A 12,821-nucleotide genomic window follows, 5' to 3' on the forward strand; every position below is an offset into this window, starting at 1 on the left:
CGACATGAGGACCAATTCCGCACCTCGCATCGCCATCATCGGCGCCGGCATGGCGGGCGCCAGCTGCGCCCAATTGCTGGCCAGCGCCGGATGGGCTGTGCAGGTATTCGACAAATCGCGCGGCGTGGGCGGCCGCATGAGCACGCGCCGGCTCGATTGGACTGATGCCAGCGGCAGCGCACACCCGGCCAGCTTTGATCACGGCGCGCCCTGCTTCAGCGCGCACTCGGCTGACTTCGCCAGCTTTGTCGCCCAGGCCGCAGGCGACGGGCTGCTGACCCGCTGGAGCCCGCGCATGGCGCCCAGCAGCTATCTGCCGCTGGGCAGCCCTGACCTGTGGACGCCCACACCCGATATGCCTGCCCTGTGCCGCAGCTTGCTGGCGGGCCTGCCGGTGCGCACCGGCTGCGCCATTGAGGCGCTGCGCCGCGACGAAAGCGGCTGGCGCCTGGAGAGCGGCGGCACGACGGTGGACCAAGGCTTCGCGGCCGTAGTGGTGGCGATTCCTCCCGCGCAGGCTGCCGCCTTGCTGCAAGACCACCAAGCCGCTTGGGCCCAACAAGCGCAGGCTCAAAAGATGCTGCCTGGCTGGGCCTTGATGGCCGTCACCGATGAAATAGCCTCGGCCGAAGCCCCAGCCTGGGACCTGGCCTGGCCCAGCAGCGGACCGCTGGCCTGGGTGATTCGCGACGATGCCAAGCCCGGGCGCAAGCCGCAGCCCGGCCTGACCCACTGGGTCGCGCACGCCACGGTGGACTGGAGCCAAACTCATCTCGAAGCGCCGGCCGCCGAGGTGGAGGCCGCCCTCAAACAAGCCCTGGCTCAGCAACTCGGCCGCCAACCGCATTGGCACTACAGCACCGTGCACCGTTGGCGTTATGCCTCGGTGCCGCGCGCTGCGGCTTCCAGTATCTCCACCACCACCCACCGCTGGGATGCCGCCATCGGCCTTGGCGCCTGCGGCGATGCCCTGGGCGGCGCCGGCGTTGAGGGCGCTTGGGCTTCAGCCCGCGCTTTGGCGGCGGCAATCAACGCAAGCAGCAAGACCCCACTGTCCCATGACCGGCCAGCACACGCATGAGCGCCATCGCCTCCGAGATTGAACGTTTTAACCGCCTCAGCGCCAGCTGGTGGAACCCGATTGGGCCGATGCGGCCTCTGCATGTCGTCAACGCCCTGCGGCTGCAACTGGTGCTGGCGCGTTTGGAGGCCCACTTCAAGCTGGCGCCTGGTGGCTCGCTGGCCGGCCTGCGTATCCTTGATGTGGGTTGCGGTGGCGGCTTGTTGGCCGAGCCGCTAGCGAAGCGCGGCGCCCAAGTCGTGGGCGTGGACGCCTCGCCCGGCAATGTGGCGGCAGCGCAGCGCCATGCCGCCGGGCTCAGGCTCGAAGATCGGCTGGAGTACCGGCTGGGCGAAGTGACCCAAGTGCTGCGGCCGCAAGAGCGCTTCGACCTCGTTCTGGCGCTGGAAGTCGTCGAGCATGTCGAAGATGTGCCGGCCTTCATGGCCAGCGTGGCGCAGCGGCTTGCGCCCGGCGGCTTGCTGATGGCATCCACCATTGACCGCAGCTGGAAGAGTTTTCTCTTCGCCATCGTCGGCGCGGAATACCTCTTGCGCGTGCTGCCGCGCGGCACGCATCAGTGGCGCCGCTTTGTGCGCCCGAGCGAGTTGCGCGCCGAGGCCGAACGCGCCGGGCTGCAAACGCTTGAATTACGCGGCATGCGCTATCTGCCTGTGCTGCACCGTGCCAGCTGGTGCCGCGACACCCGCGTGAACTACCACGTCACTTTTGCCTGCCCGCTGGCCAGGTTGACCCAAGCATGAAGGCCGCGAAGCCGGCAGCCAGCGCCGCCACCTCGTTCAAAGGCAATAAGCAAGCACTGCCAAGCAAACCCTGCATGGCCTGCGGCCGCAGCATGAGCTGGCGCAAGCGCTGGGCGCGCAGCTGGGACGAGGTCAAGTTCTGCTCCGATGCCTGCCGCAGAAGCAAGGCTCTTGCCGGCACCGCAGCGCCTAACGATGAATTCGCGCGGTTCCAGCCATGAGCCGCGTGCGCCATCTGGTGCTGGTGCTGGGCGACCAACTCGACCTGGACGCCGCCGCCTTCGACGGCTTCGACCCTAGCCAAGACGCAGTGTGGATGGCCGAGGTGGCGGAGGAGTCCACCCAAGTCTGGTCCAGCAAACAGCGCAGCGCCCTGTTCCTTTCCGCGATGCGCCATTTCGCTGAAGCCCTGCGTGCGGCGGGCCGCCCGCTGCACTACCGGCGGCTGGAGGACCCCGCCAATCTCGGCAGCCTGGCCGCCGAGTTGCAAGCCGCCCTGGCCACCTTGGCGCCGCAGCGGGTGCTGATGACGGCGCCGGGGGACTGGCGCGTCTGGCAAGCCATCAAAGCCTGCATTCAAGCGGCCGAGCCATCCACAACAGCGCTTGGGGAAGCAGGCCTCGGGCCTGAGCTGGAGGTGCGCGAGGACCGCCATTTCTACACCACGGTGCGCCAGTTCGCCGCCCATGCCAAGGGCCGCAAGCAGCTGCGCCTGGAGTATTTCTACCGCGAACTGCGCCAGCGCCATGGCGTGTTGATGGACGAGGGCCAGCCCTGCGGCGGGCAGTGGAATTTCGACGCCGACAACCGCGCCGCCTTCGGCCCCGCCGGCCCCGGCCTGCTGCCAGCGCGCGCGACGTTTGAGCCCGATGCGATCACGCGCGAGGTCATCGAACTGGTGAACACACGCTTCGCCCACCACCCCGGCACGCTGGACAGCTTTGCTTGGCCTGTCACGCGGGAGCAGGCGCTGCAAGCCCTGCAGCGATTCATCGAGGAACGCCTGCCGCTGTTCGGCCGCTATGAAGACGCCATGTGGCCAGGCGAGCCCTGGCTGTATCACTCACAGCTCTCGGCTGCGCTCAATCTCAAGCTGCTCGGCGCGCGAGAGGTAGTGGACGCGGCGGAAGCCGCCTACCGCGCCGGCCGGGTGCCGCTGGCCAGCGCCGAAGGCCTGATCCGCCAGATCCTGGGCTGGCGCGAGTTTGTGCGCGGCGTTTACTGGACACAGATGCCGGCCTATGCCGAGCGCAATGCCTTGGCTGCGCAGCATCCCCTGCCGGCTTGGTACTGGACCGGCCAGACCGATATGGCCTGCCTGCGCGACGCCATCACGCAAACGCTGGCGCATGGCTATGCCCACCACATCCAGCGCCTGATGGTGACCGGCCTGTTCGCGCTGCTGCTGGGCGTGCGGCCACAGCAGGTGCACGAGTGGTATCTGGCCGTGTATGTAGACGCGGTGGAATGGGTGGAGTTGCCGAACACCTTGGGCCTGAGCCAGTACGCCGACGGCGGCCTGATGGCCAGCAAGCCCTATGTGGCCAGCGGCAAATACATCCAAGGCATGGGCGGCCCCTGCTCGCAATGCCGCTACGACCCCGCGCTGCGCAGTGGTGAGCGCGCCTGCCCTTACACCACCCTGTACTGGGACTTTTTGATCCGCCACCAAACCCTGCTGAGCCAGAACGCCCGCACCGCCTTGCAGGTGAAGAACCTGAGCAGGCTCAGCGAAGCCGACCGGCAAGCCGTGCAAGAGCGCGCCGAGGCCATACGCAGCGGCGCTGTTGGCGCAGCGGCTTAGTCGCCATTCAGTTCGGCTCAAAGCCGGCCAGCCCACCCCACTCTCCCACCGCCAACGAAAGCCCGCCATGACCAGCACCACCACCTCTTCATCAAGCTCCCACATCGCCTTGATCACCGGCGCGCGCGGCGGCATCGGCCGCGCCTTGCTGGCGCAGCTGCGCGCTGCCGGCCACCGCGTGGCGGCCGTGGGGCGCGACGGCGCCACCTTGGCCGACTTGGAGGCCGATGCCCACATCTGCGCCGACACCACCACACCCGAAGGCGCAGCCGCCGCCATCTCCGCCTGCAGCGAGCACTTGGGCGGCCCGCCCACCTTGCTGGCGCACTGCGTGGGCAGCACCTTGATCGCGCCCTTGCACCGCAGCAGCCCGGCGCAGATCCGCGAGGTGCTGCGCGTCAATCTCGACAGCGCCCTGTTCATGCTGCAAGCCTGGGTGGAAGGTCTGCGCAGCGCCGGGCAGCCGGGCGCGGCGGTGCTGGCCTCCAGCGTGGTGGCGCGCATCGGCGTGGCCAACCATGAGGCCATTGCCGCGGCCAAGGGCGGCATCGAAGCCCTCGCCCGCAGCGCAGCCGCCACCTATGCGCCGCTAGGCCTGCGCATCAATGCCGTGGCCCCGGGCATGACCGAAACACCGCTGACCGCCGGCATGCTGCGCGCCGATGCCATGCGCGAAGGTGCTGGCAAGCAATACCCCTTGGGCGGCGTGCAAACCGCAGAGCAAGTGGCGCAGACCATGGCTTGGCTGCTCTCAGATGGCGCCTCGCGCATCACCGGCCAGGTGATCGCGGTGGACGGTGGCTTCACCAGCGTGCGGCCATTGGTCCGTTGATGGGTTGATGGGCTGATGGGTTGATCGCCGGTGGCCTGCTGGCCGCATGGGCCAAGCCCCAGGCACACCGCCGGACCTTCACAAAGGCAAGGCAGAATCCGGCAGCAATTCAAGGTCGGACCTTAGGCCTTGACCTTTAAGCAGCCACCAACGCCCACGCCATGCCTCAAGAGTCTCAGCCAGCCCCTCTGCATCAACGCTTGCTGAGTCGTCTGCTGGCGCCCGCGCCCTGGCAATGGCTGTTCCTGCTGCTGCTCTGCGTGATCAGCTTCCTGGCGCTCGCTCCCGTTCCGCCCAAAGAAATGGACACCGGTTGGGACAAGGCCAATCACTTCCTCGCCTTTGGCTCGCTGGCCTTTGTCGGCCGCTTGGCCTGGCCCCGGGCGCGCAAGCTGACGCTGCCGCTGGGCTTGGTGGCCTATGGCGGGGCGATTGAACTCATCCAATACTTCGTGCCGGGTCGCAGCTGCGAATGGGCCGACCTGTTCGCGGACAGTCTGGGCATTGCGATGGGCTTGCTCATCGTGATGGCGCTGCTCAAGCTACTCAAACTGTCAGGCCTCCAGCGCGCTGCGTAGTTCGCGTAGCAAGGCTTGGGCTGGTTCGTCATGCCCCCAGAAAAGAACCTACGAGCCGCCCCGCATTGGTCGGGAGGGGCGGCTCGCAGTGAACGAGGAGCACGTGTGAAGCGCAAGGGCTCGACACCTGCCTGCCTGCGCGGCGGCGTCCTGGCCCTCGCCCTGACCCAGAGCGGGCCATTTGTGCGCGCAGCCTAACTGAGATCCTCAACGCTGCCGAGCCCTAGGACCGCAGCGTGCAAACTGCCATTCTGTGGCGCGCCGGCCTCGTGTTACCTTTTTTAACGTAGGCTCCAGCGCCTGCTCTCATGGGAGAGACGGGGCCCAAGCCGCCCGGTGCAGCGAAACCCCCTATCGCCAGCCCCGAGCGCAGCCACCCAGAATTGTCACAACAGCCGTCGCGGACCCCTCTTTTGTCTTACACAAGCTCACCAAAGTCCAACCTTTACAAAGCCAGCAGGCCAGGGCCGCGGGGCAAGATGCGGCGCATGCTCACAACGCTTGCATTGCTTCCGCTTGGCTGGCTGAGCTTGGGCTCGGCCATTGCTGCGCCCACGAACAACTTGAGTGCCGGCTCGACCACCTCAGCCTCTACGGGCGACGGCGCCGGCGAACTCAATGTGCTGCATTGGTGGACCTCGGCCAGCGAACGCGCAGCCGCCGACCACGTCGCCGCGCGCATGGCCGAGGTGGGCCTGCGCTGGGTAGACGGCGCGGTGGCGGGCGGCGGCGGCGGCGCCGCCATCAAGGTGCTGAACGAGCGCACCCTGCGACGCATGGCACCCAAGGTGGCGCAACTCAACGGCCAATCGATGAGTGAATGGGCCGATCTGGGCCTGCTGCTGGACCTCAACGGCGTGGCGCAAAAGCGCATGTGGGCCAAGACCATGTTCCCGCAAGTGATGGCGCAGGTGACGGTGCGCGATCACGTGGTGGCCGCGCCGCTGGGCATTCACCGCATCAACAACCTCTATCTCAACAAGGCCGTCTTCGCCCAACACAAGATCGAGCTGCCCAGCGACTGGGACGGGCTGCAGCGCGCCGCCCGCGCCCTGCGCGCCGCCGGGGTGACGCCGGTGGCCTTCAGCGATGAACCCTGGCAAGTGGCCACCGTGTTCGAGGCATTTCTGCTCGGCGAGGCCGGCCCGGCCCTGTACCGGCGCATGCTGGTGCAGCGCGACCCGCAGGCTTTTGCGGACCCCGCGCTGGAACGCGCTTTTGCGCGCCTGCGCGCCTGGCGCAGCCTGGCGGCCAATCCCAACGCCAGCAGCGGCGCCGCCAGCGCCTCCAGCAGCGGCGCACCCGGCGAGCGCCCCTGGACCGAGCTGGTGGCCGACTTTGCCGCCGGCCGCTCCGCCATGCTGATCATGGGCGACTGGGCACGCGGCGAGCTAGGCACCCTGGGGCTGGAAGGCGGGCGTGACTTTGATTGCAAGGCCGTGCCCGGCACGGCGCAGGCGCATCTTTTCAGCATCGACACCCTGGCCATGTTGGCCAATGACGGCAATGGTGGCAACGGCGGCAATGGCAGCAGCAACAACAACGCCCAAGCCAGCCAAGAAAAAATGGCCGAGCTGCTGGGCAGCGCCGCTTTGCAACTGGGCTACAACCGCATCAAAGGCTCGGTCCCGGTGCGGCGTGATGTGCCGGTGGATGAACTTGATCTCTGCGCCCAGCAATCCTTCCGCCTCTTCGCCAACCCCAACACGCCGCGTGTGCCCAGCCTGGTGCACCGCATGGCATTTGGCGAGGTGGGCAAGAACGCCATCATCGAAACCGTGCACCGCTTCGCCCTGGACCCCAGCCAGAGCCCGGCCGCCGCGCAGCGCAAGCTGCAAGGCCTGCTGCGTGCCCTGGGCCACAAATCTTCCTGAACCCATCCATGACGACCAATCGCACCATCCTGATCGTTGACGACGACCAGAAGATCCGCACCCTGCTCAAGACCTATCTCGAAAAGAACCAGTACGAGGTTTTGCTAGCCCATGACGGCGCCAGCTTTCTGGCCGAGTTTGAACGCAGCCAAGCGCAAATCAGCCTGTGCATTTTGGACGTCATGCTGCCCGACACCGAAGGCTTTGCGCTCTGCCAGGCGGTGCGCAAACGCTCCGAAGTGCCGGTCATCATGCTGACCGCCAGCGCCGAGGAAACCGACCGCATCGTCGGCCTGGAGCTGGGGGCCGACGACTACATTGGCAAGCCCTTCAATCCGCGCGAGCTGCTGGCCCGCATCAAGGCCATCCACCGCCGCTCCGGCCAAGACCGCCCGCCCACAGTGCTGACGGCGCCACCGCCCCAAGCGCCACAGCCGCCTCGCTTCTTCCGCTTTAACGGCTTTTGCCTGGACATCCTGGAGCGCAGCCTGATCGACCCTGACGGCGTGGCTTCGGCCCTCTCGGGCATGGACTTTCAACTGCTCAAGCTGCTGGTGGAACACCCCGGCGAGGTGCTGGACCGCAGCCGCCTGGCCGAGGTCACCCGCGGCCGCGACCTCGGGCCGCTGGACCGCTCGCTCGACGTGCAGGTCAGCCGCCTGCGCCAGCGCTTGCAAGACGATGGCAAACAGCCGGCGCTGATCAAGACCGTGCGCGGCTCGGGTTATGTGTTTGCCACCACGGTAGACACCGGCCATGCCCTCTGAGGCCAGCGCCACGCTGGGCGGGCGTGGCTGGCGCAATTCGTGGCGACAATGGCCGCAGCGCTTCCTGGCCTTTTTGTTCGACAGCCTGCAAGGCCGCTTCGTGCTGGCCATGTTGGGCGGCCTGGCACTGGTGCAGCTTTTGATCAATCTGCTTTGGTACAACCAGATCGAGCAGCGCACCAAGCACCAGGCCGAGCTGGCCGCTCACCATGTGGCCAGCGGCGCACTCGGCGCCTTGCGCGCACTGCGGGAATTGCCCGCCGCCTACCGGCCCTTGCTGATCGAGCAATTGCGCACCATGGGCGGCACTCGCTTTCTGGTTTTCTTCAATAACGCTGCAGTCAGCGTGACCCCGCTGCCCGGGCAAGACCTGGCACGGCGCATGGAAGAAGGCGTACTGCAAGAATTGCGCGCCCAGCTCAAGCCCGGCACGGCGCTCAATGTCACCCTCGCCTCCCCGGTCGGCCTGCAAGTAGCGCCCAGCGGCGCGCTCTTGTCGGAGCTGCCAGACAGCTGGGTGGAGCCCTCCTTGCTGACGCCGGACCGGCCCGCCCCCTTTTTGGTGATCCAGGCCGAGACCGAGCCGGGCCAGTGGCTCTACCTCACCAGCGCCCTGCCCGACCCTTACTTTCTGGAGCAGCTGGAGTTCTTCACCTGGCAACGCATGGCCCCGCAGTTGCTGACCCTGGGCCTGGCCCTGCTGATGACCTTAATCGCTGCGCGCGCACTGACACGCCCGCTGCGCGGACTCAGCCGCGCAGCGGCCCGCATGGGGCACAAGTCCACACCCAAGCCGCTCAAACTCAGCGGCACGTCTGAAGTGCGCCACGCCATCCAGGCCTTCAACGAGATGCAAGAGCGCATCCGCCGCTACCTCAGCGACCGCGAGCGCCTGTTCGCCTCCATCTCGCATGATTTGCGGACCCCCATCACCCGGCTGCGCCTGCGCAGCGAGCTGCTGGACGACCTGGCCGTGCAGGAGGAGTTTCATGAGGACTTGGACGAGCTGGACATGATGGTGAAGACCGCCTTGCAGATCGTCAAAGACACCGACATCCACGAGAACCGGGTGCCGGTGCGCATCGACCTCGTGCTGCAGAAAATGGTGCGCGACGCCCGCATGGCCGGCCAACACATCGAGCTGATGGACAAGCCGCTGACCGTCTTCGGCAAGCCGCTGGCGCTCAAACGCGCGCTCGGCAATTTGCTGGACAACGCCATGTTCTACGGCGCCGGCGCCGAGCACAAAGCCGAGCGAAGAGCCGAGCTGCGCATGAGCGAAGGCGAGGCCGGCAGCCCCGAAGAGGGTCAGGTCTTGCTCACCGTGCGCGACCACGGCCCCGGCGTGCCCGAGAGCGCTCTGGCCAAGCTGGGTCAGCCCTACACCCGGCTGGAGCATGGCGCCAAGCTGCGCAAGGAAGGGCTGGGTCTAGGCCTGTCCATCGTGCGCGACATCGTGGCCGACCATGGTGGCACCCTGCGCTTTCGCAATCATCCACAAGGCGGCTTCGAGGTGCGCATGGCTTTGCCCAGCCGCGCGCCCTGACTCGCAATCAGCTCAGCACGCATGCACGTACAGGCCATGACACCTCCGGCAGCCATCGCGCACATCATCATCGTCGGCGGCGGCACGGCCGGCTGGATGAGCGCCAACCTCTTGATGCAGCAGTGGGGCGGGCTGGGCTGCCGCGTCACCCTGATCGAATCCAGCGAGATCGCCACCATCGGCGTGGGCGAAGGTTCCACCCCCTATCTGCGCGAATTCTTCCGCCGCCTGGGCCTGGCCGAGAGCGAATGGATGCCGGCCTGCAATGCCACGTACAAATGCGGCATCGAGTTCCCGCAATGGACCACCCAGCCAGGCTTCGAGAGCTATGTGCACCCCTTCTTCAATCAGGACGACCTGAGCCTGGGCACCCGCTTCTTCACCCAAGCCTGCCTGCGCCGGCGCGGCAGCGCGGCGGACGCGAACCCGCAGGATTTCTTCATTGCGGCCGAGCTTGCACGCCAGCGCAAAGCGCCCTTCTACCTGCCGCGCGCCGACGGCCGGACCAGCCCGCCGACCGACTACGCCTATCACTTCGACGCTGGCTTGCTGGGCCAGTTCCTCAAGTCGCATGCGCTCAAACTGGGTGTCACCCATCGCATCGGCACGGTGGCCGAGGTGCTACGTCAAGAGAATGGCGACATCAGCGGTCTGCGCCTGAACGGCAGCGACGAGGTTCTGACGGGCAGCTTGTTCATCGACTGCAGCGGCTTCCAGGGCTTGTTGATCAACCAGGCCCTGGGCGTGCCCTTTGAGTCCTTCGCGGACAACCTTTTCAATGACCGCGCCATCGCCATGCCCACCGCGCTGGACGAAAGCCAGGACATCCCCTCACAAACCCGCTCCACCGCCCTGAGCCATGGCTGGGCCTGGCAAATTCCGCTGACCAATCGGTTTGGTAATGGCTATGTCTACGCCTCGGCCTTTGTCAGCGCCGAAGAAGCCGAGCAAGAGCTACGCGAACATTTGGGCCCTGCGGCGCACGACAGCGAGGCACGGCATCTGAAGATGCGGGTGGGCCAAGTCTCTGAGCACTGGCGCCACAACTGCCTGGCCATCGGCTTGTCGCAAGGTTTCATCGAACCGCTGGAGGCCACGGCCTTGATGCTGATTCAGTTCTCGCTCGATCACTTCATTGCCGCGCTGGAACATGCCCACTTCGGCCGCGCGGGCCAGGCCGGCTTCAATGCCCGTATCAGGCAAATGTTCGAGGGCGTCCGCGACTATGTGGTGGGCCACTACCAACTCAATAGCCGGGACGACACCGAATACTGGCGCGCCAACCTTGCCAACCGCAACATATCCGCGCGCCTGGGCAGCATTCTGGAGGTGTGGGACTGCGGCGCTGACTTCGAGGCTGAGCTGACCCGGCATGGCGAGGCACTGATGTACATCCGCCCCTCTTGGTATTGCCTGCTGGCGGGCATGGGCCGCTTCCCCGGCGGCCTGCAACCTGCACCGCCAAGTGGGCTGATCAGCAGCGCGCAAGCCAGGTCGGCCTTGGCGGCGAAGGCTGGCGAGTTCTGGGGCCACCGGGCTTATCTGCAGCAACACGCTGCTGCGGACACTCAGCCGCGCTGAGCAAGGCCTGACACGCAGCCACGACCTCAGCTGAAATACTGGCGACGCAGCTTGTCGTAACGTCCGTTGCGGCGCAGCACATTCAAGCCGGCTTGCAGGCGCTGCACCAAGGCGTCGTCGCAATCGGGATGCAGGCCGTACCAATACTCGTAGGCATTGTCCAACTCCAGCACCGGGCGCAGGGTGGCGTAGTCCAGCTTGAGTTGGCGCAGATTCCAGGCAGCAGCCCAATCCAGCATCACCAGCAAGTCCATGCGGCCGACCAGCAGCTTGCGCAGATTGCTGCCGTCATCGAGGGCCAACTCCAGCTCTTCGCCCACCCGCAGGCCTTCGGCTTGCAGGCGTTTGGCAGCGGCGGACTCACGCACGACACCGATCTTCAAGCCGTGCAGGCTTTTCAAGTCCTTGACCTGCAGATCGGTGCGATCTTTCAGGCGATACAAAAGAATGCGCCGCTCACTGATCGGCCCCACCCATTTGAATTTGCCCTCGCGCTCCGGCAGGCGGGTCAGCGAGAACAAGACGCTATTGGGGGTGCCAGCCGCCAGTTGCGTGGCCCGCACCCAGGGCGTGACTTGAATCTCCAGCGGCACTTTTGCCTGAGCCGCAATCATGCGCAGCAAGTCAACGCTGAAGCCCTGCGCCTTGCCGGAGTCGTCGGCATAGTTGAGCGGCGGCAGCGGCTCGGTGAAGCCCTGCAGCGTGACGCGCTCGTTGGCGTCCGCACTGACAGCGCTGACCGCTCCGCATCCCAGCAGGCCCAGGGCGGCAAGGTTTAAGGCGCGGCGGCGCATGGCGATGATTCAGCCTCTGGCTGGAGTAAACAGCGATCCAACACAGGGTGCCCGATGTTCTGAGTTTTATATACGCTTCAATTCTAAGAGGGTGCCCCCCCAAATTCGGTGACAAGAACAAGACGACGCGCCGGCCGACGCGGTGCAATTGCACACTGCCCGCATCGGCCGACGCGCCGAGTCAAACGCTAAGCTCAGTTGCTTCGGGTCCAGACCTGGAGCACGCTGGTGCCATCGTTCGGGTTGCTGGAGGTCATGATGATCAACTTGCCACCCAAGGCAACGGTGGCCGAGCCGTTGATCATGACATTGCCATTGCTGTCTTTGGCCGAAAGCACACCGTTGACATAGCTCCAGCTGAAGTTGAGCTCGGGAACCGACACGCTATGAATCGTGCGCGGCCCGGCGGCGTCGTGAAGTGGCACTTCGTGACCGGTCTCCACATAACCCTTAATTTTCCCGGTGCCGTCGGCCGAAAAACTGATCGTGCCCTTGGCAACATAGGTGGAGACAAACTTGCCAGGATTGATGCCTGCGCCACCCAGCTCTGTTTGGATGGCGTTGATGGTGTAACTACCCACCAAATCGCTGCTGGTGACCGGTCCGCCTTCGAGCTTGCCCACACGGGTATTCAGGCTATTGATCGCCGTGGCCAGGGCCTGGAAGTTGGCATTGACATCGGCCGCCTTGGCGGGCGCGCCGGCCACAAAGGTGTTGGGCACCGTCACTTGCGCGGAAGCAGCGGTGGCGATGGCAGCGAGGGTCAGGGCGATAAAAGTCTTGCGCATATCAATCTTTCAAAAAATAGAAGTACTGAATTGGTCGTTTCTTGCTTAAGAAGTGGTGGCGAGGCCTATTGCCACACCACGTTGTCCCACGTGGCCTGGGGCTGATCCCAGCTCAGCGGCGTGCTGGGCGCGGGTGGCGTTGGGGGTGGTGCCGGTGGCTCGGGTGCGCTGCCTGAGCCCCCACCGCCACAGCCGCCGAGCACGCCCGCCAGGGCGAGCGCAAACACCAGGCTAAGGCCTCGACGAGGCCGCTCCAGCAGTGGCTGGCGTGGGCCGTCCTCCGTTGGCTCAACGGATTTCAATCTCTTCATGATTTCCTCGCTTGGACAGTTGAAATGAAGACCGAGGTGCGGGATGTCCTGCCCGCCCCGGCCTGGGCAATCACACCGGCTAAAGCGCGCCGGTCTTGCGTATGGGACCGCTTAGCAGCGTG

Annotated in this window: 13 protein-coding genes; 10 read left to right on the top strand and 3 right to left on the bottom strand. The window is 65.9% G+C overall.

The window, feature by feature from the left end; translation table 11 throughout:
• Window positions 1-4 precede the first annotated feature (4 nt).
• The 10 genes from AT984_RS13130 to AT984_RS13175 all read left to right on the top strand — a co-directional run bounded on the left by AT984_RS13130 (window position 5) and on the right by AT984_RS13175 (window position 10,806).
• Entirely contained in the window at window positions 5-1,081 is a 1,077-nt protein-coding gene (locus AT984_RS13130; RefSeq protein ID WP_058720469.1) for an NAD(P)/FAD-dependent oxidoreductase, read from the top strand.
• Window positions 1,078-1,824: a bifunctional 2-polyprenyl-6-hydroxyphenol methylase/3-demethylubiquinol 3-O-methyltransferase UbiG gene (gene ubiG / locus AT984_RS13135; RefSeq protein WP_058720470.1), complete on the top strand. Its 747-nt coding sequence runs from the start codon at window positions 1,078-1,080 to the stop codon at window positions 1,822-1,824. Before AT984_RS13130 ends, ubiG begins: the two co-directional genes overlap by 4 nt.
• Entirely contained in the window at window positions 1,821-2,045 is a 225-nt protein-coding gene (locus tag AT984_RS13140) for a DUF2256 domain-containing protein (RefSeq protein ID WP_058720471.1), read from the top strand. The genes ubiG and AT984_RS13140 overlap by 4 nt, the downstream gene beginning before the upstream one ends.
• Complete coding sequence (locus AT984_RS13145; RefSeq protein WP_058720472.1) at window positions 2,042-3,628, top strand: cryptochrome/photolyase family protein; 1,587 nt, start codon at window positions 2,042-2,044, stop codon at window positions 3,626-3,628. Before AT984_RS13140 ends, AT984_RS13145 begins: the two co-directional genes overlap by 4 nt.
• A gap of 67 nt (window positions 3,629-3,695) precedes the next feature.
• Complete coding sequence (locus AT984_RS13150; protein ID WP_058720473.1) at window positions 3,696-4,460, top strand: SDR family NAD(P)-dependent oxidoreductase; 765 nt, start codon at window positions 3,696-3,698, stop codon at window positions 4,458-4,460.
• A 161-nt stretch (window positions 4,461-4,621) separates the two neighbouring features.
• Window positions 4,622-5,038 carry a VanZ family protein gene (locus AT984_RS13155; protein ID WP_082680007.1) on the top strand — a complete coding sequence of 139 codons (417 nt, stop codon included), beginning with the start codon at window positions 4,622-4,624 and terminating at the stop codon, window positions 5,036-5,038.
• A 488-nt stretch (window positions 5,039-5,526) separates the two neighbouring features.
• Complete coding sequence (locus tag AT984_RS13160; protein WP_197418083.1) at window positions 5,527-6,912, top strand: extracellular solute-binding protein; 1,386 nt, start codon at window positions 5,527-5,529, stop codon at window positions 6,910-6,912.
• Between the two features lie 8 nt (window positions 6,913-6,920).
• Complete coding sequence (locus tag AT984_RS13165; protein ID WP_058720475.1) at window positions 6,921-7,679, top strand: response regulator; 759 nt, start codon at window positions 6,921-6,923, stop codon at window positions 7,677-7,679.
• Window positions 7,669-9,225: an ATP-binding protein gene (locus AT984_RS13170; RefSeq protein WP_058720476.1), complete on the top strand. Its 1,557-nt coding sequence runs from the start codon at window positions 7,669-7,671 to the stop codon at window positions 9,223-9,225. The genes AT984_RS13165 and AT984_RS13170 overlap by 11 nt, the downstream gene beginning before the upstream one ends.
• 36 nt (window positions 9,226-9,261) lie before the next feature.
• Window positions 9,262-10,806 carry a tryptophan halogenase family protein gene (locus AT984_RS13175; protein WP_058720477.1) on the top strand — a complete coding sequence of 515 codons (1,545 nt, stop codon included), beginning with the start codon at window positions 9,262-9,264 and terminating at the stop codon, window positions 10,804-10,806.
• Window positions 10,807-10,832: 26 nt separating this feature from the next.
• On the opposite strand, the gene AT984_RS13180 is transcribed toward AT984_RS13175, so the two are convergent.
• From AT984_RS13180 to AT984_RS23005, 3 genes are all read right to left on the bottom strand, one after another.
• On the bottom strand, window positions 10,833-11,600 hold the full coding sequence (locus tag AT984_RS13180; protein WP_058720478.1) for a substrate-binding periplasmic protein: 768 nt from the start codon (window positions 11,598-11,600) through the stop codon (window positions 10,833-10,835).
• A gap of 194 nt (window positions 11,601-11,794) precedes the next feature.
• The gene (locus tag AT984_RS13185) at window positions 11,795-12,388 is read right to left on the bottom strand and encodes a hypothetical protein (RefSeq protein WP_058720479.1); all 594 of its coding nucleotides are present in this window, start codon (window positions 12,386-12,388) and stop codon (window positions 11,795-11,797) included.
• A 65-nt stretch (window positions 12,389-12,453) separates the two neighbouring features.
• Entirely contained in the window at window positions 12,454-12,699 is a 246-nt protein-coding gene (locus tag AT984_RS23005; RefSeq protein WP_156422025.1) for a hypothetical protein, read from the bottom strand.
• Window positions 12,700-12,821 lie beyond the last annotated feature (122 nt).

The sequence above is a fragment of the Paucibacter sp. KCTC 42545 genome, from assembly GCF_001477625.1.
In the GTDB taxonomy this organism is placed as follows: Bacteria; Pseudomonadota; Gammaproteobacteria; order Burkholderiales; family Burkholderiaceae_C; genus Paucibacter_A.